Here is a 21,198-nt window from a genome sequence, read left to right as displayed (position 1 = left end):
GCTAAATTTTAATTGAATAATAGTTAAACCTTATTGTTTATATAATCTATAATTTTATTAGATATTAAAATCATAGTCTCTTCAATATTTTCATTATATTTTTCTGCCTTTTCACTTGATAGTTGTGCTATCTCTTTACACATAGGAAGCTCTCCAAGTAATGTTGTGTTCATTCTTCTAATATAGTCATCAAGATTCTCATTTTCAAAAATTCTAATCTTTGTATCGCAGTCTGGACATAATAGATAGCTCATATTTTCAATAATGCCTATAACAGGAATATTTAAACTTCTAGCCATATTTAAAGATTTAGCAACAATCATAGATACCATATCCTGTGGTGTAGATACTATAACAACTCCACTAATAGGAACTGATTGCATAACAGTTAGTGGCACGTCTCCTGTTCCTGGTGGCATATCTATTATAAGAAAATCTAATTCACCCCAATAAACATCTGTCCAAAACTGTTTAACAGTAGCAGATATAACTGGACCTCTTAATATAGCTGGTTGCTCTTCATTATCCATTAGAAGGTTAACAGACATAACTGATATTCCTTCTTCAGACTTTGCTGGTATTATTCCAGCTTCATTCCCAAAAAGCTTTTCATGTTTTATTTTTAAAAGTCTTGGAATACTTGGACCTGTTATATCAGCATCTAGTACTCCTACTTTATACCCTTCTTTATTTAAAGTTTTAGCAATCATGGTAGACATAGTAGATTTTCCAACTCCACCTTTTCCACTCATAACTGCAATTATATTTTTAATCTTATTATGTGGATTGTTTTCAATAGTACAAGTGGATTGAGAAGTACAACTAAATTTACTAGAACAACTATCACATTTTGACATTTAAATCACCTCGTTAGTTATTAGCATATGCTAATAACATTGTAGCTATATTTATTCTTGTTGTCAAAAATTTATTAGCTTTTTAAATTAGAAAGTGGATATCTTTAGTTGTATTTATTAAACTAAAAATATCCACTTTCTCTTAATTTATTATTTTATGTTTCCTATATTATTTTTCCTTTACAAATTCCCCTTCTTTCATGATTATGCTCATGTTTTCTAATGCTATATTTCTGACATTCTCTAATGGGTTTTTGCTAAGTACAACTATGTCTGCTGCTTTTCCTTCTTCTAAAGTACCTGTCATATTATCTATTTTTAATACTTCAGCACCAGCTTTTGTTGCTGCAACTATAGTTTCCATTGGTGAAAGACCTGCATCATGTACTGCATATATCTCTTTTAAGCTATATGCTCCATAAGGAGTAAGCTTACTACAGAAAGAGTCTGAACCTACAGCTATACGTATTCCTGCATCTTTAGCCGCCTTAAAGTTAGCAATGGTACGATTTAATTCTTTCTCTGCCATAGTTTCGCCAGGGAATTTGTCTAAAATTGGTCTGTATGGTGGTTCATATTCTGTAAACCATTCATAGAAGAATTTCATAGTAGGAACTAAGCTTATATCTTTTTCTTTCATTATTTTTAAGCACTCATCATTAAGCTCTTGTCCATGTTCTATACTATGTACTCCTGCTTTTATACAATCTATTGCACCTTCTAATGATTCACAGTGAGCTCTTACAGGTAATCCTACATAATTTGCTTCTTCAACTACTACAGCTATTTCTTCAAAACTATAGTGTTGATGAGTTTTACTATCTAATCTCCAAACTCCGCCACCTGTTGCCCATATTTTTAACATGTCTGGACCAGTTCTTAAAACTTCACGAACTGCTTTTCTCAATTCTTCTTTTCCATCAGCACATACTGCCCAAGGATGCGATTCCTGAACATAATCTAATGGTAATGTGTGAGTATCACCATGTCCACAAGTTCTTGAAAATCCTAATCCGCAAGTTACTATTCTAGGTCCTTTTACAATTCCTCTATTTATCATATCTCTTAAATAAGTTCCATTACGAGATATATCTCCTGTAGTCGTAAATCCATGATTTAAACATGCTTCTCCCTGTGCTACTGCAACTATGGCCTTTTGAAGAACTGGTTCTAAAACCCAATCTAAATCTGATGGGCTTAATGCTCCTCCAAAATGCACATGAGTATCTATAAGTCCAGGCATAATAACCTTTCCACTTATATCAATAGTTTCATACTCTGAAGAAATTTTTCCATTGTTTTCTCCAGCATATTGAACTTTTCCTTCTTTTACCAAAACTAAAGATTTTTCTATTGGTTCCTTATCAGTACCATCAATTAAAAGTCCGCCTACAAAGGCAATATTTTTTAAAGTCATAATAACCCTCCTAAAAAATTTTAAACCTTTATAAAATTTCGACAATGGCTCACTAAATCCTTTTAATTTATGGTAAAACCCTATTTAATTAACATATAGATAGTTTATTAATAATAATTTTTAAATGTTGTAAATAAAACTAAATAATATTTTTACCTAGCTTTTTTACTTCTTCTTCAATTTTACTTTTATCTATCCTTTCAAATAATATCTTTACTTCTCCTAGTTCTATACCTTCTTTTACCTCTATATAATGCCAATTTACATCTTTAATAAATAACCAATTTCTTATCTCCTTTGAAGAGAAAGGTATAAATGGTTCTAATAAATTAGACAAATTTCCTATAACTTGAACACAATTATAAATAGTATTTATACATTTTTCTTTATCTTCTTTTATAGTTATCCATGGTCTCTCTTCATCAAAATACTTATTTATACTTCTAATAAATATAAATATTTCTTCTAATGCTTCTTTAAGCTCTCCATTCTCTATCTTACTTCCTGCTGACTTATATAACTTGAATGTATTATTTTTTATAGTTTCATCTATAGTTCCCTTTGGAATAATATTATCAAAATATTTTTGTATAAATATTAAAGTTCTATTTACTAAATTGCCATAAGCACCTAGTAGCTCTCCATTATTACTATTTATAAACTCCCTCCAAGAAAAATCTGTATCACGTTTTTCTGGTCCATTCGCTGTTAAAAAATATCTAATAGAATCAGCATTATAATTCTCTATTATATATGGAACCCAAACTGCCCAATTATTACTTGTAGATAACTTTTTCCCTTCTATGGTCAAATACTCACTGGAAATAATTTTGCTAGGTAGCTTATATATTCCTACTCCACTTAATAAAGCTGGAAGTATAATTGTATGAAATGGAATATTATCTTTTCCATGGATATAATAAGAAATTATATCTTCTCTCCAGAACTTTTCCCAATCATCATTATTATCTCTTGCCCATTTTTTACTTGTAGTTAGATATCCTAAAACTGCATCTATCCATACATATATTTTTTTATCCTCAAATCCACTAATAGGAATATCAATTCCCCATGGTAAATCCCTTGAAACTGCTCTATCTAAAAGTCCTTCTCTTAAATACCTTTCTGTCATATTTATTGCATTTGTTCTCCAACCTTTAGAAGTTTTTAAATATGTTTCAATAGTATTTTGAAATCTTGAAAGAGCAAAAAATAATTGATCTGTTTCTTTAACTATCGGCATATTACCACAATTCTTACAATGTCTATCACTTAAATCTAATGGATCAAGTAATGTAGAACAACTATCACATTGGTCTCCTCTTGCTATATTTCCACACTGTGGGCAAATTCCTTCTATAAATCTATCCGGTAAAAATTGCTTGCATTTATTACAATAAAGCTGTTCTTCTTGTTTTATATAAATATATCCATTGTTATATAAATCTTTAAATATACTTTGAACCTCTCTTTTATGAAATTCATCATCCGTTCTAGAATATAAATCGTAAGTGAATCCTAGCTTCTCAAAGCAATATATAAACTCTTCATGGTATCTATTTGTTATTTCCATTGGTGAAACTTTCTCATTTTTTGCTCTAATAGAAATAGGGGTTCCATGACAATCGCTACCAGAAACATATAAAACCTCTTCTCCTTTGGCTCTATAGTATCTTGCTATAATATCCCCAGGCAATAATGCTGCTAAATGTCCTAGATGTAAGGACCCATTAGCATAAGGCCATGCTCCTCCAATAAAAATACTCATATTATCTCCTCCCTTAATTTAAATTAAATTTTGCAGTAAACAATTTTATTAATAATATAGAGAATTTGATTATCAATTTTTTTATAAGCCTCAATCTTCTTAGCACTTTTCTTAATTCCAACTATTAATTTTTTTTAAAATAACATAAAAAAACTCCCGTTCCTAAGACTATAGTCTTAGGGACGAGAGTAAATACTTCGTGTTACCACCCTAATTTATTTATATGTCACCATATAAATCTCTTCAAGTACGACACAAAACCAACTTAACAATTATCTGTGTTTATACTCTAAGCACTGTAACGGGTGCAGATTTTACCGCTGTAGTCTAAATTCATAGGAATCTCGGTACAGAAGCTCCAAGGCCATGTTCAGTTTACTATTCACTACTTCTTCTCACCAAATAGAAGTTCTCTGTAAAAGAAATTATAAACTTACTCTTCTCTTCAACGCTTAAATTATAAATTTTAAAACATTATTACATTTATTATCCTTAATGTCAATAGTATTTTCAGTTATTTAGAATTTTATCCTAACTTCTAAACTTTATATGAAATTAATTTTATGATATAATTTTAACCTTGTAAATTACTCTAATTACATTAAATAACTTATTGTAAATGTATAAGTTAAATTATGGTTAAGAAACTAAAAAATAATGTCAATACTAAAGATAAACAAATAAGGAGGAACATTTTTATGTATAAACTTACTTTTGATTACCCTCTTTCAAAAGCTGAAGAAGCAGCAGAGAAATTATATATTGTAGATATATACAATGTATTTTATGAAACTCCAATAACTATAACCACTACTGATTACGGATATGGATATTATGAAAATAAAGATGAAAAAATAAATTTCAATATCGTTGTAGAAAGTGAAAATTACAACGAGGCAAAAAAACAAAAGAGTATAGTAGAAAGTACTCTTAATTTATCTAATGTATCTATAACTGAAATAAAAAATGTTGAGTTTAATGAAAATATCGAACCAATAGATTTAAATAATGGATGGATAATTGCATCTCCAGATTATACTGTAGAAGGAAAAAATAAAATAAACTTTATTCCACAAGGAGCTTTTGGTACAGGACTTCATGAGACAACTCAAGACTGTCTTCGTTTTATATTAGAAGAAGATTTTACAAATAAGACTGTCTTAGACATTGGTACAGGTTCTGGCATATTATCAATAGCTTCAGCTATTAAAAATGCTAAAAAAGTAACTTCTATAGATATAAGAGATGTAAAAGAAGAAATAAACCTAAATGCTTCCTTAAACTCATTAGAAAACATAGATGTTTTAGTTGGTAATGCCTTAGATAATGAAATTACTCTTGCAGGCAGCTATGATTATATATTTATAAATATTGGTGGAGAAGAGACACAAATGTTTATGGACTTTATAGATTGCCATGTTAAAAAAGGTGGAAAATTATTGATATCTGGTCTTGTAGAATGGACCTTTGATCTCGTTATAAATGAAGTAAGTAAATATGGTTATACACTTCTTGGTAAGAAGCAAACAAATGAATGGTGTACTTCAATATTAATAAAAGACTCTATCCAGTAATATGTTGAACTTTATTTAATATATACTTTATAAAAACATATTTATAAGACTATATTTAAAATAAAACTGTAGATAAATCTATTTCTGCTTAGATTTACCTACAGTTCATAAAGATCATAAATTTTCAAATTTATGATTTAATCTACCCTTTTATTTCATAGCTTTATAATAAGTTTAAGTATTTAGTTTTAAAAAACAGTCTCGCCTTTTTTACTTAGGTTTTTACTTATAGAAATCATATTGCTAAATGTTTCTATAAGTGTTGATGAAAGCTCTTCTGCTTCTTCTAAAAGTAGTTCTGCTTCTCTCTTTTCTCCATTATCTATTCTTTCAAAGACATTATCTCCTATTTTATGAAATCTAGCATGGTATTCTTCAACGTGACTCCATAATTCAATGATATTTTCATGTTTAGGCTTTAAAGAGTAATAAAAATGTCCAAACCCACATTTATGATGATCAGTTTGAAGAGGTAATATTTCCATATTCTCTACTATGTATTTTAAGTTGTCAACCCAAGCTTTATGTTTATCGATAGCATTATCCATTAACTCTATAAAAATTTCGTTAGGAATTGTATAAAAGTTATCTAAAGTAAGCTCTCCACCTATTTTAGCTGTTTTGTCTAAGACCTCTTCTACCATTTGTAACTCTCCAGACAATCCCTGTATATCATTACTAGATTCCTTTAGCTCTTCTGAATAGTGATGTAAATCTTCTATTTTATTTCCAATAATACTTACTGATGAAGCTTCTTCCTCCATAGTAGCATTTATTTCCTCAGTGGTAGATTTTATATCAAATAGATTTAAAGCCATTTCTTGAATTGCCTCATTATTTGAAGTTGTAGATTCTACAATACCTTTTACTGCTGAATCAATTTCATGTAGAGAATTTACTGTATCATTTACACTATTACTACTTTTTTGAGATGCTTCTCCAATTTCAAGTAGCAAGCTTTCCATATTTCCCATAAGTCCTTTTGTATTACTTGAAAGTTTTCTAATTTCTTCTGCTACAACTGAAAATCCCTTTCCCATCTCCCCAGCTCTAGCAGCCTCAATAGAAGCATTAAGTGCTAATAGATTTGTTTGATCAGATATACTATTAATTGAACCAACTATTTCTTTAATTCTATTTAGTGTTTCAAGTAAATTATTTATATCACCTTTCATATTTTCTTAAAAATTAATGGCATTTTCCATTGATGACTCAATTTGATTAGCCATATTTTCACTGTTTTTAAAATTTTCACTCATGAAGTCAGCCTTATTTGAGATCTCTTCCATTAAATTCACTAATTCTGCATTAGCAGAAGTTATTTCTTCTGTTGACGCTACTGTAGCTTGTGACGCTACATGAAGCTCTTTAATCATACCATTAATTTCTTCACTTACTCTATTTACTTTTTCTCCATAAAACTTTAACCTTAGATCAAAGTTACTTACTTGCATAACTGCATTTAATGTATTATTGACTATTTCTCCAAAAACGTCTTTGCCTTTATTTAATCTTACACATAAATAGTCTATTTTATCTTTTAATTCTTTCTTTATTGAACATTTTTTATCGACTACTTTTTCACAATCTCCATTCTCAATACAGTCTATTATTTCTTTTAATTTGTTCGATTTATCAAAAAACATTTCATCTCCTCCATTTACTTTTTTTGATTTTATGTTTAACATTATTTTTATTCATACTAAATAATATCCTTAATTATTATCGTATAATAGCTACAATACATTATGGTGTATATATTAGTTTTTTAAATAATCTCTAGCTAAATTGCAAATATCTATCTTGTTATTTAATTAACCATATTTCTATACTTAAAAAACTCTTTATTTATGATTATTTTTAAGTTATATAATATATTTTAAGGTAAAAAATATCTTTATTTTCATTGTAATATAAAGCTGTCATAATCTCATGCTAAAAATTATTAAAAATTTCTATATCGTTTAAGACATATAAAAAAAATAACTAGTGAAAGATGAGTGATGTATTTACATCATATCAGTCAATAAACTCTTACGATAATCAGTTATCATATAGCTCTAACGACGAATTATGGTTAAAAATACATTATCATACTTACTAGTTATTTTTAATACAAATTATTTATATGGTTATTAATATCTAATTCCTACATCATTTAATAATACAGTACCTCTTTCGGTTCTATCAAATTGAAAACTTATTTTGGCTAATTGCTCTGGATTAAAATTTGTATTAGCCTTTTTAAAATCTTCTAAATTGAACTCAAAGCTTTTAAAAACAGGTTCTTTTATTGGTGAGGAACTACTAAATGGTGCCTTTAATATTTTGCTTTGAATNNCTTTGAATAATTGGTGGTAAATACGAAAAATGACTTAGTGGAAGACTTGATTTATTTCCATTCATATCTTCAACTTTTATTGTTAAATCTATTAATAGATTTTTGTCATCATCACTTTTCTCCTCATCACTATCAGCTAAAGAAAATACTATTTTACTATTCTCTTTAATATTTAAATCTTTATTAGGTAATATTATATTATACATAGCAACATTAGGATTGTTATTTATGTCCCATCCTAAGCGAACTGCGCTATACTCTCCTTCAGCGTATTTCAATTTAACTCTTTCTTCTTTCCATTGACTTAAATTTTCTCCAGTTATCTTCCCTCCATCAATGGTAGTACTATTCACATCTATATCATCATTATATGAACAAATTATTTTAGTATTTGAATCAAAGTAGTTATTTACATATAAAGTGTCTGGAAGCCATTTCCTAGCATATTCTATATCCTTAAATACTTGTCTATACTCCGTATTTTTCTTTAGAGTGGTTTCTAAAAATGATGTTATCAATACCTTTGATATTTTCTGTTGCTCTTCTTCACTTATAAGCTGCTTAATGTTATAAACTCTGTTTCCTAAACCAGCAGCATCTCCTCTTCCCCAACTACTATTGAACTGACCATGATTTGCTCCATATATATAAATAGAAGACTTAAAATAATTACTGCCATCGGTAAAATCTATTCTATTATATTGGTCTGAACTACTGAAAGAAGTTACATCCATATCATGAGCTCCATGTAAAGCTAGATAATTAACATCTTTTAACGAAAGAGAGTTTCCTGAAGGTTTATATTGTTTATCAGTTGATGCAATAGCAATAATTGAACGTATATTAAAATTATAATCAAATTTCACATTACCATTCTCAGGATAAGACTTCAATTTATTAAAAGCTGTAGCAATAGTTATTGCTTCTCCCCCTCTTGAATGACCTATAAGTGCAATATTATTCATATCCACTTTATTATAAAAATTATTTTCTATATCTTTATTCCATTGTCTCCAAACCTTAAGATGTTCTAACATCAAAAATCCTCTTGCAGGATTTTCACCTTCTAGAACACTTAGCATGAATTTGTCATCATATGGAGAAAAGTTTAAAAAATTCTCATCTATTGAAGCTACAATGTATCCACGACTTGCTAAAAGTTGTCCTAAATATTCATATCCTGGGTCTGAGTAGTCAGTCATTATATGATTTCCGTGTGCAATTACAACTAAAGGAAATGTGCCTTCCCCCTCTGGGTACCAAACTAGTCCATTAAGAGGCATGTTCTCCGGTCCAAAGCCTAAAAATTTTCTTCTTGAAAATGACCATTTTGATAATGATTTTTCAAGAAATGCTGACCCATCAACAGGATTAGTGATTATAGAATTCTTTTCATTAAATTCTTTACGATAACTTTTTTCACTACCATAGGATAGCTTTTTCACTTTATAAGGTCCTTCTAAGGAAGGATCTTGAATGCTTGTACTATATTTTCTTTCTCTTTTATTTTCTTTTATATTTTCTTTTATAGCATTTAAATCTCTCTTATTCCCATCATTAGCTATCCAATATCCCCCTAAGCCTATAGATACTATTATAACTGCTGATAAAGCTATAGTTGTAACTTTTTTTAATTTAGTTACATTTTTATAACTCCCTTTTGTAAATTTATATATTAAAGATCCTAATAAAGAAAAGCTTATTATTGTGAACATTGTAACTATAATATTAACCTGCATAATAGGTACAAGAAAACTTATAAAAATTAAAATAAATGAACTAATAAAAACTAGAATATATCCACTAGGAATCTTTTTCATACAGTGGATTAAAATAGATATTATACTTCCTATTAATAATATTGCTAATAGAAGTACAAATGCTCCTTTAATAAAATCCCAAAAACCATGTGATGAGAATAAATAATAACTCTGCATTATATATAAAAATAAGGTTATAATAATTAAGCCAATGGATGCACCTTTCCAGCCATCACTCAGTGGTTTAATATTTTTTATTTTATATCTTAACTTTTTAAATAAATCTATAAATTTATTCTTTATTTTGTTCATCGTAACCTCCAATTCACATTTCTATTTATTCAAAATTATTGAAAAAACACTCTTTTCCTCTGTAACCTGATTTTTAAGTATCAATTGACCCCCATGTCTTTCAATTATCATTTTTGATATTGCTAGTCCAAGACCAGTTCCTCCATCATCCTTTCTTGATTCTTCTCCCCTAACAAAAGCATCAAAAATTCTATTTTTAATATTCTCAGGTATACCTATTCCGTTGTCTCCAATTTCAAGTATAACTTTGTCATATTCTTCAATTATTTCTATTCGTAATTTTATACCGTCAGGATTATATTTTAATGCATTCTCAATTATATTTGATATTGCCCTAGATATAAGCTTAGTATCAAAACCTAATAAAATTTCTTTTTCTGGAAACCTTAAGTCCAATTCAAATCCCTTTTCTTCAATTTCCTCATAGTGATCTACTATAATTTTTCGTACAAATTCTACATAATCAGTTTTTGTTATTAAAAGCTTATAATCAACACTTTCCAATTTGACAAACTCAAAGAGATCATCTGTAAGTTCGCTTACTCTACCAGCTTTATTAAAAATAGTATTATAATATCTTATTTTTTTGTCTTCATCTTCAATAAGCCCTTCGCTTAGCGCCTTAGAATACCCTTGAATGGTGGTTATTGGTGTTTTAATGTCATGAGATAAGTCTACGAGCATTCTGGTTTTTCTGTCCTCAAGTTCTTTTTTTTCCCTTTCCATAACTTTTAATTTTTCTGCCATAAAATTAAAGGTATCTCTTATTATTGCAAATTCCCTTTCTGCATAAAATTCAATCTTTGTATCGTAATTTCCCTCACTCATTTTGCTCATTCCCTCAGTTATTTTTCCTAATGGCTTGCTTATCTTTTTCGATGTCCATAAACTAAAAAGGGTAACATTTATTATGAATGTTAATAAAAAAAGTATTCCAGCTTTTGTTAACATATTGTAAAATATAGCTAAATTAACACTAGAAATCTCCTCTACATTGCCAGTCCCACTACCAATAACTTTTTCTAATTTCCATGATAGAACACCTGCAATTACAACAAATAATAATGCGAGAATGAATACAAACACACTATAATTTATAATAAGCGAAGTAAATATTTTTTTATTCTTATTCCTCATTGCTTATTACCTTCTTTTCAAACTTATATCCAAGTCCTCTTACAGTCTTTAAATATATAGGTTTTCTTGAATCCTCTTCAATTTTTTCTCTTAAATTGCTCATGTGAACCATTATAGTGTTATCATCTCCCATAAAATACTCCTCCCAAACAGTTTCAAATATTTCCTTCTTAGTGAATACTCTTCCTGCATTCTCCATTAAAAGTTTTATAATTTTATATTCTACTGATGTTAAGATTACTTCATTGTCCCTTTTTTTAAGAGTATTACTAAATATATCAAGCTCTATCTCTCCAATTTTTATCATCTTCTGTGCATTTTTACTATCAGAATTTAAATTATAAAATCTTCTAAGCTGAGCTTCTACTCTTGCTAGCACTTCTAAAGGATTAAATGGTTTTACAACATAATCATCTGCTCCTAATCCTAGTCCTAATATTTTATCTGTGTCCTGATTTTTAGCTGAAAGAATAATAACAGGAAGATTATGTTCTTCTCTTATTTTTTTAATTAATTTAAATCCATCTATTATAGGCATCATTACGTCTATAATTGCCATATCTATTTTACTCTTTTCTATAACTTCCCATGCCTTTTGTCCATTTATTGCTTTAACTACTTCAAATCCATCTTTCTCAAGATAAAGCTCAAGTATCTCTAATATATCTTCATCATCATCAGCAATTAAAATTTTATACGCCATAATTCTTCCTCCTCAATATTAAAAGCTAATTATAAAAATTTCTGTATTATTATTAATAATTATGAAAATATTATAACATTTCAGTAATTTATTTAATTGAATGTTTTTAAATATAGCTTTTTAATAGTTGTAGGAATAAATGTATTCTATAAAATAGATATTATAATACTTAAAAATATATAGCTTTCCTCCTTTCTAGTACTAATGATACATTGATAATCTTTAGGATGACTAAAGATATTCTTAAGATAATCTTAAGTTTAAGATACTAGAAATAAAAAAGAATTCTTATTTTATAAAAAATCAATTTCTAAATATAATTTGGTAATCTTGCATTCTTTTGTTAAATATTTAAAATCCTACTTGACATGTTTTTGTACATGCTATATCATTAATTTAAATTGAATATACAATTCTCTATATTAAGAGGGAGTAGTAGCAAATATAATACCAACATACCCGACTAGGCTTTTCTATTCTGGTATTATATACCAATAATTTGGTTACAAGACTTTTAATATAATTCTTATTTTATTAAGAATTATATTAAAAGTCTTTTTTTATTTTTATTAAGGAGGAGTAAAATTTATGAAAGATTGCTACAAAAGAGTACCAGAAGAATTATTCAATATGTTTAATTCTAATTCTAAAGGACTTAGTAACGAGGAGGTAGAAAAAAAACGGTCTGAATATGGCTATAATGAACTAACTGAAGGTAAGAAAAAGTCAATTCTACAAATATTTTTTGAACAGTTTAAAGATTTATTAGTACTAATATTAGTTGTAGCTGCTCTAATCTCAATGTCTATAGGAAATGTTGAAAGTACAATTGTTATTTTTGCTGTAATAACAATTAATGCAATTTTAGGCACAGTCCAATATATAAAAGCTGAACAATCTTTAAATAGTTTAAAGGCGTTATCTGCTCCAATGGCAAGAGTGCTAAGAGAAGGTAAAAAAATAGAGATTCCATCTCGAGAGGTTGTTCCTGGGGATATTTTATTCTTAGAAGCTGGAGATTATATAAGTGCTGATGGGCGTATCATTGAAAATTATAGCATTCAAATTAATGAAAGTTCATTAACTGGTGAATCAGAAAGTGTTATTAAAAATATAGATATTATAACTGGAGATAATATACCCATTGGTGATCAAAAAAATATGGTTTTTGCTGGCAGTCTAGTAACTTATGGTAGAGCAATGGTATTAGTGACATCTATAGGTATGTCCACTGAACTTGGAAAAATTGCTACACTTTTGGATAATACAAAAGAAAAAAGAACACCTCTTCAAATAAGTCTTGATAATTTTGGTAAAAAATTAGCAAGTTGCATATTAGTTATCTGTGCTATTGTTTTTTTGTTAAATATGTATAGAGGTTATGAAATTGTTGATTCTTTAATGTTTGCGGTTTCTTTAGCTGTGGCGGCAATTCCTGAAGCACTAAGTTCTATAGTAACGATAGTACTTGCTCTTGGAACTCAAAAAATGGCTAGTGAAAATGCTATAATTAGAAAGCTTCAAGCGGTAGAAAGCTTAGGATGTGTATCCATAATTTGCTCTGACAAAACTGGTACCCTTACACAAAATAAGATGACAGCTAGCAAAATTTATATAAATGAAGAAATAATATCATCTAAAAATATGAACTTAAAAGAAGAGCTTCATAATAAATTACTGTTATCAAGTTTATTGTGCAATGACGCAATTTCAAATGATGAAAATGGTATAGGTGATCCAACAGAAATTGCCTTAACAGATTTAGGTAAAGCTTATTCTCTAAAGGAATTAGATGTTAGAAAGAATTACACTAGACTTTGTGAAATTCCTTTTGACTCAGAAAGAAAATTGATGAGTACAGTACATGAAATTAATGGTAAAACCTTTATGCTTACAAAGGGAGCTTTAGATGTACTTTTAAACCGCACAATAAATATAGAAACAAAAGATGGCATTAGAAAATTAACAGATCATGATAAAATTAAAATAGAAAAAGTAAATAAAGATTTCTCTAATGAAGGTCTTAGAGTTTTGGCATTTTGCTATAAAGAAATTGATAGCTCAAATGATATTAGTTTAGATGATGAAAATAATCTTACTTTCCTTGGATTAATTTCAATGATTGATCCACCTAGAGAGGAATCAAAAAAAGCTGTAGAAGATTGTATTGAAGCTGGCATAAAGCCAGTAATGATTACAGGTGATCATAAAATAACTGCATCTGCAATTGCTAAAAAGATAGGAATTTTACAAAAAGATTGTGAAGCTATTGAAGGTGTTGAATTAGATAAATTAAGTGATGAAGAACTAAAAGAAAAAGTTGATAAAATTTCTGTTTATGCTAGGGTATCTCCAGAGCATAAGATTAGAATTGTAAGAGCTTGGCAAGAAAAAGGTAATGTTGTAGCTATGACTGGTGATGGAGTTAATGATGCTCCCGCTTTAAAACAGGCAGATATAGGTGTTGCAATGGGCATTACTGGGACTGAAGTAGCCAAAGATGCTGCATCTATGGTATTAACTGACGATAATTTTTCTACTATTGTAAAGGCTATTTCAAATGGTAGAAATATATATACCAATATTAAAAATTCTATAAAATTTTTAATCTCAGGAAATGCAGCTGGAATTCTTTCAGTTTTATATGCTTCACTAGCTGCTCTGCCAATGCCTTTTGCTGCAGTTCATCTATTATTTATAAATCTTTTAACGGATAGTTTACCTGCTATAGCATTAGGTCTTGAACCACAAAATAATAATGTATTAAATGAAAACCCTAGAGATATAAATGCTCCAATTTTATCTAAAGCCTTTCTAAAAGAAGTTTTAATTGAAGGGTTAATAATTGCAATTTGTACCATGACTGCTTTCCATATTGGATTAAATCGTGGAAATCAACAACTAGCAAGCACTATGGCATTTTTAACTTTATGTATTGCAAGATTATTTCATGGCTTTAATTGTAGATCTAAGAATTCTATATTTAAAGTTGGAGTATTTACCAATAAATATAGTTGGTTTGCTTTTTTATCTGGATTAATCTTACTTAATGTAGTACTAGCATTTGAACCATTAAGAAGAATCTTTGAACTAAGTAAACTTGGACTTAATGAATACATACTAGTTTATATTCTTGCATTTATCCCACTTCTACTAGTTCAATTATCAAAGCTATTTATTGATGGAAAATCTACAACAAATTCTTATTCTTTCAATAAAAATCTAGCAGATAAAATGTAATATTTTTTACTTAGGAGGTATAAATAAAAGTGGAGTTCTTAAGTACTCTCGTATCTAAACTAATAGATTTAATAGAACAATGGGGATATATAGGAATTGCCCTAGGTGTAACTTTAGAGTATGCCTGTATTCCCATTCCTAGTGAAGTTATATTACCTTTTATAGGAATACTTGCTTCTCAAAACTCCTTTAGTTATTTAGGAGTGATATTAGTTAGTGTTGTAGCTGGAATTTTTGGATCAATTATTTGTTATTTAATAGGATATTATGGAGGCAATCCACTGATCTTATCATTAACGAAAAAATTCCCAAAAACTAAAAAAAGTACAATTGCATTAAATAAATGGTTTGAAAAACATGGGAAACTTGCTGTTTTATTTGCAAGATTATTTCCCTTAACCCGTACCTATGTTTCTTTTATAGCAGGAGCAACAAAGTTTAATTCTATAATTTTTATTTTATATTCATTAGTTGGAATAACACTTTGGAATACAGTACTAATAACATTAGGCTATTTCGTCGGTGAAAATTGGACAGTTATTGAATCTTTAATGAAACAATATAGTACTGCCTGTGCTGTTATTGCATTAATTATAATTGTAGTAATAATCTTTAGGAAAAAATTTAATTTTAAAAAAGCTAAATAATAATAATAAAAGCATCAGAAATCTCTGATGCTTTTATTATGTTATTAATTATTTACTTATGAATCTTTTATTTCATTCTTTTTTGTATAATTCCATTTTATATTAACAGCATTTTTCCCAAGTAAATATGTTATTACAATAATTATTATAGTATAAATAAAAATACCATAATCTATTAGAGATGCTCTATAGTGTATAAACGCTAATAATCCTGTAACTCCCATTACAATAAATAACGTTGAAAGTTCTCCACTATTGCTAACAGTTTGGCTTTTTTTACTGAAAGGTATTTGAAGATTAGTGTTTCTTTTATAAACTACAATCATAATTAAAATATAGTTTATAAAGGCTATAATCATATGTGGTATAACTTCAACTCCAAGAATGAAAGTAAAAATTATTGTAATAGCAATAAATAAAGGCAATATATACTTCAATATTATAGCTTTAAATATCCCCTTGATTATTGGTCTCGGTGAGTCTAGTGGTACTACCTTATAAATCCATGCACCTTCATATTTTTCACTAAAATGTACTAGTGAAATTATAGTACTAAGCATTGTAATAGTAACATATATTAAAAGATATGTCTTACTATTGCTTGCCTCCCTCATAGCCTCGGTAAAAGATCCTTTATTTAAAATTTTGGCTAACAATATTGAAACTGGCAGTATTAGACCCAAAGCAATATTGGGATAAACTGTAAGTTTTATTTTTCTTTCACTATTTAGCATATTTAAATCGAATTTTAAAAACGCTCTTTCAATTTTATCTCTACACAATATATTTACTAAAGCTCTTTGTCTTTTCCCTTTTCTTAAGGATGCTTTTTTTGAGGAGTTATTATTTAATTTTTGAAGATTTTTTTCAAAATATGGCGAAATAACCTTTAAATATAAGATTAGCGATACAATAGATATCACTATTAATAGTATCGTAAAAATGGTAAAACTAGGATTATCATTTTTACCAACAAAAAGTTCAAATGGAGCAGAAAACCACATTGATGGTAAAATATAGTGCCAAAGTTTTGCAGTGTAATTTAAATTGATTATCTCCATTAAATTAAAAACTCTTCCAGATAATTGATAAAAAATAACCATAATAGTGGTTAACATGATTTGACAATAATTAATAATATCCTTTAGTTTTTCTCCATCATAGAAATGTAGAATCAATAAATACATTAAAGATGTAAGAAATATTATAAATCCAACTAAAAGTGGCATAACTAAAAGAAAAATTAATAAAAATAATACTCCATATTTAATTGTTCCTATAACTATAGTTACCCCTGTAAAGCAAACACTTAAAGTAATTAGATAAATAGTTATATGCAACACTTTTGCTAAATTTAAATCCTTGCCTTTAATTGGCTTTGGTAAAAGTATGTTTTTATCTTTTACATCTAAAAGAACTGATGAGAAATCACTCATCATACTTAGTGCTATTATAAATATAGTTATTCCAAAGATCATATTCATAGATACATATAGTGGTATATCTAAGATTAATAATAATCCTGTAAAAATCCCGAATATTAAATACATTATCATTTGTGTCTTAAAATTATTGCTTTCTTTTTTCTCTTTCTTATTTTGATTCTGTATTATAGTTGGAACATTTCTTTTATCCATAATAAGTTTTATTTTAAGTATCTTTCTAACAACACTGTAGTCGTATCCTAACCTCTCAAATATTCCACCTAATTTATCTATTATTTTTAATTGGAAAGGTTCCTTCATATACTACACCTCCTTAAGTGTAGCAATAAAGTCTTTTGCTAATTGTTCTTGAGAATCGAATCCAGTTAAATCATTAAATATCTTTTCTAGAGATCCTTCTTCACTTTGTTTTTTTAATTCCTCAAATGAGCCATCAGCTACTACCTCACCATTATTAATAACAATAATTCTATTACTTATTTTTTCAACTACATCCATTATATGAGATGAATAAAATATGGTTTTTCCTTCCTTTATCAACTGTGCTAATATTTCCTTCATCACAATAACGCTATTAGCATCAAGTCCACTTAATGGCTCATCTAAAAATAAAATATCTGGATCATGTAAAAGACTGCTTATTATCATAACTTTTTGTCTCATTCCTTTTGAAAAAGAGGCAATTCTATTATCATAATTATCACCTATGCCAAAAATCTTCATAAGCTTATTTGATCTTTTATCTGCTATTTCATAATCTAATCCATATAGCTCTCCAATAAAAGTTAAATATTCTCTAGCAGTGAGATTATCATAAATTTCTCCAACTTCTGGTACATATCCTATTCTTCTTTTATATTCTTTATTATCAGATGAAATATTCTCACCAAATATTTTTACTTCACCATCATAATCTTCTATAATTCCAAGAAAAGTTTTAATGGTGGTACTTTTACCTGCACCATTAGGACCAATGTATCCAATAAGTTGTCCAGGGTAAATGTCTAAACTAATTCCTTTTAAAACCTCTTTACTTCCATAATGTTTTTTTAAATCCTTAACGGATATTATAGGTTCTACACACATTGCCCTTCCCCCTAAAATTGCATTTTTAATTTTATAACTATATAAGATATTTGAAAGAAAATAACACGCTGAGCTGTTACTTTTTTTTAAATACCTTAATATCTATTCTTAACTAGAATTCGTTAATGAGTTATTTTAATCCTTCATATAATAAAAATTTTCCATATTTTATGTTACATATAATTAATCTATAGCACAAAAGAATATGTTATAATATTTTTATTATTGAAGTTTCAAATAAAATAATCATATTATAAAAATCATTTACAATACCTTTTTAGATTTTGATTAATATCTATATTATAATTGATAGTCATATCATATTTTAACTTTTTTCTAAAAGTGCAAAAATTAAATAAATTAAGAATAACTACAACTTTTTTATCTATACTAAAGTATGTACATTAAAATAGTTAGTCAAAGATAAGTGGAATATTTTGTGTTAGATACAAAACTAGGTATCCTTAATAAACATTATATTTACAAGTTCTATGGTCAAAATATCATATAAAATAGTCTAGCATATTAACTAATTATTTTTAAAGATACTTAATACAAATATGGAGGTAGAAATGAATACTAGAAGAAAATTTTTCACCTTATTAATTGTTGCTATTATAGCTTTTTTAGCAGGAACAGGATTTTACCTTAATGAAAAGACTACTAAAGAAAGTGTAGTAACTTCAACTAATGAAGATGAGAAGATAACACAATCAGAAAATCAAAATATAGAAGTTCAACTTAAAGAAGATATCAAGAGTAATAAATTTGATGAATTGCCTCTTAAAGATAATTCAGTAGGAGTTCCTGTACTCTATTATCATTCCATACAAAAAAGTGGTGAAAATGAACTTATGATGGATCCAAAACTTTTTAGAAGTCACTTACAATGGTTAAAAGATAATGGTTATACCTCCTTAACAATGGAAGAATTCTATAATTATATAAAATATAATACCCAAGTCCCTGAAAAATCTGTAGTTATAACTTTTGATGATGGGTATATAGATAATTATACAAATGCTATGCCAATAATTAATGAATTTGACTTTGATACAACAATATTTATGGTTTCAGATTTTGTTGGTAATCCAAATTTTCTAACGGAATCACAATTAAAAGAGTTGGAAAAAAATAAAATCAATGTAGAAAGCCATACTGCAAACCATTTAGACTTAGCTAAGCTACCAAAAGAAAAACAAAGAGAAGAGTTACAACAATCTAAAGATAGCTTAAATAATTTATTAGATGAAAAAATTGAGTATGTCGCCTATCCATATGGATCTTATAATGATGATACGAAAAATATTACAAGAGAAATAGGATACAAGATGGGATTTTCCACTGATAGTGGATGGGCTTCTGGAGATGATGATTTGTTTTCGATTCCTAGAGTGTATATGAGTGATTTTTATGACTTGGATGAATTTATCAGAAGAGTAACAACCCCAAAATATTACTAATATTAAGAGCTGGAACTTTGTTATAATCCAAAAGTAGAAAACCCTATAGGGTAGAACTTTTTTGAAATTGTCTACTCTATAGGGTATATTTTATTTAAAACTATGGTTTTTATACTTTTATACAATAAAACAATACGCCATTGATTATTCTATATTTTATTATTTCTCTATAATTAATTGTTAATTTATAATATTAGCATATATTATTATGATAAAAGTAACTCTATATCTCCATTACTCATATTTTCTAATTTTAATAATTCTTCATATGGATTTCCATTTAAATTTAAATATTTGGCAAAGGCAGGTTCTGTCTTCATGCCATTTCTCTTTAAATTTATAATTTCTTTCTTTAACTTATTTCCACCAAGCTTTAAAATTTTATCTTCTATAATCATGTGCCTATATCCATATTGTTCTTTTGTTGGTATGGCTTGTCCATATATCTCTATTTCAAACTCTTTAATAAAAAAATTTGCTACTATAGCTTGATTTTCGTTAATCTTATTAATATTAAAATTCTCATATTTTTGAAATGAATTTTTAATTAACTTTTCAAACTCATAAAAATTATGGACTTCACATATAATGTCAAGATCACTTTTTTCAATATCTATTTCTAATGGAATTGTTCCAACTAAAATTGGACTATATTCTTTTAATATACGAAGAATATTAGCATTCATAAGTATATTATAAGATTGTTGCTGCTTTACATTCCCATTTAATAAATATTCTATATTTGTCCAATCTTTTTCCATAAGTCCTCCAATTTATTTTTTATTAATCTTTATAGTAATTTTAATATATATTCTTCATAAGTGCGATTTTAAAGGCTATATCTCTTTTATCATTCTTCTACAAAGAGTTGTAAATCCTTTATTTTGGTATAAATTAAAGGCATTTTTATTAAAATCCCAAACATAGATTTCCACTTCTTTAATTCCTTTTTCTTTTAAATAACTTTCAGTGGTATCTATTAATGATGTAGCAACACCAAGCTTTCTATACTCATCTTTTACTATTAGTTTATCTATTATTGCATATTCTCTATCTACATGCACAGGATTTATACCATCCTTAATAATAAGTGTTTCTATTAACCCTATAGGTTCTCCCCCTATTTCTGCTATAAAAAATATTTGGTTAGGATTGTTAAGAGCATTATTAACATACTCTTTTATATGTTCTACCTCATCTAGTCTTTTAAATATATTAGGTAACTTACTACTATGCAATATCTCCAATTCTTTAAAGAAATTATATATTTTCTCAATATCCACTTCATTAAGTTTTTTAATACTAAAATTCATTTTTATTGACCTCCTCTATAATCTAATGTAAAAGAGTATTACATCATAGTATCATAAATAGAATTATTTTACTATAATTTATTTATGTATGTTCCATTTAATTATAGCAAATAGAAATTTTAATTTTAAATCAAT

The 21,198-nt window shown here is 27.6% G+C and carries 15 protein-coding genes, 1 pseudogene and 1 other annotated feature; of the genes and pseudogenes, 4 read left to right on the top strand and 12 right to left on the bottom strand.

The window, feature by feature from the left end; genetic code table 11:
- Nucleotides 1-23: 23 nt before the first annotated feature.
- The 3 genes from B3603_RS04760 to metG all read right to left on the bottom strand — a co-directional run bounded on the left by B3603_RS04760 (nucleotide 24) and on the right by metG (nucleotide 4,042).
- Nucleotides 24-857 carry an Mrp/NBP35 family ATP-binding protein gene (locus B3603_RS04760; protein ID WP_291561341.1) on the bottom strand — a complete coding sequence of 278 codons (834 nt, stop codon included), beginning with the start codon at nucleotides 855-857 and terminating at the stop codon, nucleotides 24-26.
- 169 nt (nucleotides 858-1,026) lie between these two features.
- Nucleotides 1,027-2,274 (bottom strand): metal-dependent hydrolase family protein, encoded by a 1,248-nt coding sequence (locus B3603_RS04755; RefSeq protein WP_291561338.1) that lies wholly within the window; start codon nucleotides 2,272-2,274, stop codon nucleotides 1,027-1,029.
- Nucleotides 2,275-2,413: 139 nt separating this feature from the next.
- A complete protein-coding gene (gene metG / locus B3603_RS04750) occupies nucleotides 2,414-4,042 on the bottom strand; it encodes a methionine--tRNA ligase (protein ID WP_291561336.1) in 1,629 nt (542 codons plus the stop codon).
- Nucleotides 4,043-4,217: 175 nt separating this feature from the next.
- Nucleotides 4,218-4,500, bottom strand: a binding site (T-box leader).
- A gap of 240 nt (nucleotides 4,501-4,740) precedes the next feature.
- On the opposite strand from metG, the gene B3603_RS04745 reads away from it, so the two are divergent.
- Nucleotides 4,741-5,616, top strand: a complete 876-nt coding sequence (locus tag B3603_RS04745; RefSeq protein WP_291561334.1) for a 50S ribosomal protein L11 methyltransferase — start codon at nucleotides 4,741-4,743, stop codon at nucleotides 5,614-5,616.
- A gap of 188 nt (nucleotides 5,617-5,804) precedes the next feature.
- On the opposite strand, the gene B3603_RS23200 is transcribed toward B3603_RS04745, so the two are convergent.
- The 5 genes and pseudogenes from B3603_RS23200 to B3603_RS04720 form a co-directional block, all read right to left on the bottom strand.
- Entirely contained in the window at nucleotides 5,805-6,164 is a 360-nt protein-coding gene (locus B3603_RS23200) for a CZB domain-containing protein (RefSeq protein ID WP_396151847.1), read from the bottom strand.
- Between the two features lie 234 nt (nucleotides 6,165-6,398).
- Nucleotides 6,399-6,791: pseudogene (locus tag B3603_RS23195) on the bottom strand (methyl-accepting chemotaxis protein); the annotation flags it as partial.
- A gap of 6 nt (nucleotides 6,792-6,797) precedes the next feature.
- Nucleotides 6,798-7,262, bottom strand: a complete 465-nt coding sequence (locus tag B3603_RS04735; protein ID WP_291561330.1) for a hypothetical protein — start codon at nucleotides 7,260-7,262, stop codon at nucleotides 6,798-6,800.
- A 2,788-nt stretch (nucleotides 7,263-10,050) separates the two neighbouring features.
- Complete coding sequence (locus B3603_RS04725) at nucleotides 10,051-11,166, bottom strand: sensor histidine kinase (protein WP_291561326.1); 1,116 nt, start codon at nucleotides 11,164-11,166, stop codon at nucleotides 10,051-10,053.
- Entirely contained in the window at nucleotides 11,156-11,869 is a 714-nt protein-coding gene (locus tag B3603_RS04720) for a response regulator transcription factor (protein WP_291561324.1), read from the bottom strand. Before B3603_RS04720 ends, B3603_RS04725 begins: the two co-directional genes overlap by 11 nt.
- 588 nt (nucleotides 11,870-12,457) lie before the next feature.
- Here B3603_RS04720 and B3603_RS04715 point away from each other — a divergent pair.
- Both B3603_RS04715 and B3603_RS04710 read left to right on the top strand, forming a co-directional pair.
- Nucleotides 12,458-15,109 (top strand): cation-translocating P-type ATPase, encoded by a 2,652-nt coding sequence (locus B3603_RS04715; protein WP_291561321.1) that lies wholly within the window; start codon nucleotides 12,458-12,460, stop codon nucleotides 15,107-15,109.
- A 29-nt stretch (nucleotides 15,110-15,138) separates the two neighbouring features.
- Nucleotides 15,139-15,756 (top strand): DedA family protein, encoded by a 618-nt coding sequence (locus B3603_RS04710; RefSeq protein ID WP_291561319.1) that lies wholly within the window; start codon nucleotides 15,139-15,141, stop codon nucleotides 15,754-15,756.
- A 56-nt stretch (nucleotides 15,757-15,812) separates the two neighbouring features.
- On the opposite strand, the gene B3603_RS04705 is transcribed toward B3603_RS04710, so the two are convergent.
- Together B3603_RS04705 and B3603_RS04700 are read right to left on the bottom strand one after the other, a co-directional pair.
- Entirely contained in the window at nucleotides 15,813-17,501 is a 1,689-nt protein-coding gene (locus B3603_RS04705) for a hypothetical protein (protein ID WP_291561317.1), read from the bottom strand.
- A gap of 3 nt (nucleotides 17,502-17,504) precedes the next feature.
- Nucleotides 17,505-18,287: an ABC transporter ATP-binding protein gene (locus tag B3603_RS04700; protein ID WP_291561315.1), complete on the bottom strand. Its 783-nt coding sequence runs from the start codon at nucleotides 18,285-18,287 to the stop codon at nucleotides 17,505-17,507.
- A gap of 572 nt (nucleotides 18,288-18,859) precedes the next feature.
- Between B3603_RS04700 and B3603_RS04695 the strand changes: the two genes are divergently transcribed.
- Complete coding sequence (locus B3603_RS04695; RefSeq protein WP_291561312.1) at nucleotides 18,860-19,750, top strand: polysaccharide deacetylase family protein; 891 nt, start codon at nucleotides 18,860-18,862, stop codon at nucleotides 19,748-19,750.
- A gap of 206 nt (nucleotides 19,751-19,956) precedes the next feature.
- On the opposite strand, the gene B3603_RS04690 is transcribed toward B3603_RS04695, so the two are convergent.
- Both B3603_RS04690 and B3603_RS04685 read right to left on the bottom strand, forming a co-directional pair.
- Nucleotides 19,957-20,511, bottom strand: coding sequence for a DUF4269 domain-containing protein (locus B3603_RS04690; protein WP_291561310.1), 555 nt, complete (start codon nucleotides 20,509-20,511; stop codon nucleotides 19,957-19,959).
- 75 nt (nucleotides 20,512-20,586) lie between these two features.
- On the bottom strand, nucleotides 20,587-21,063 hold the full coding sequence (locus B3603_RS04685; RefSeq protein WP_291561308.1) for a GNAT family N-acetyltransferase: 477 nt from the start codon (nucleotides 21,061-21,063) through the stop codon (nucleotides 20,587-20,589).
- Nucleotides 21,064-21,198 lie beyond the last annotated feature (135 nt).

Origin of the sequence: Clostridium sp. UBA2485 (genome assembly GCF_002341865.1) — a bacterium.
Taxonomy (GTDB): domain Bacteria; phylum Bacillota; class Clostridia; order Clostridiales; family Clostridiaceae; genus Clostridium_J.
The sequence above is the reverse complement of the archived record's forward strand: the minus strand, read 5'-3'. Positions and strand labels throughout refer to the sequence as shown.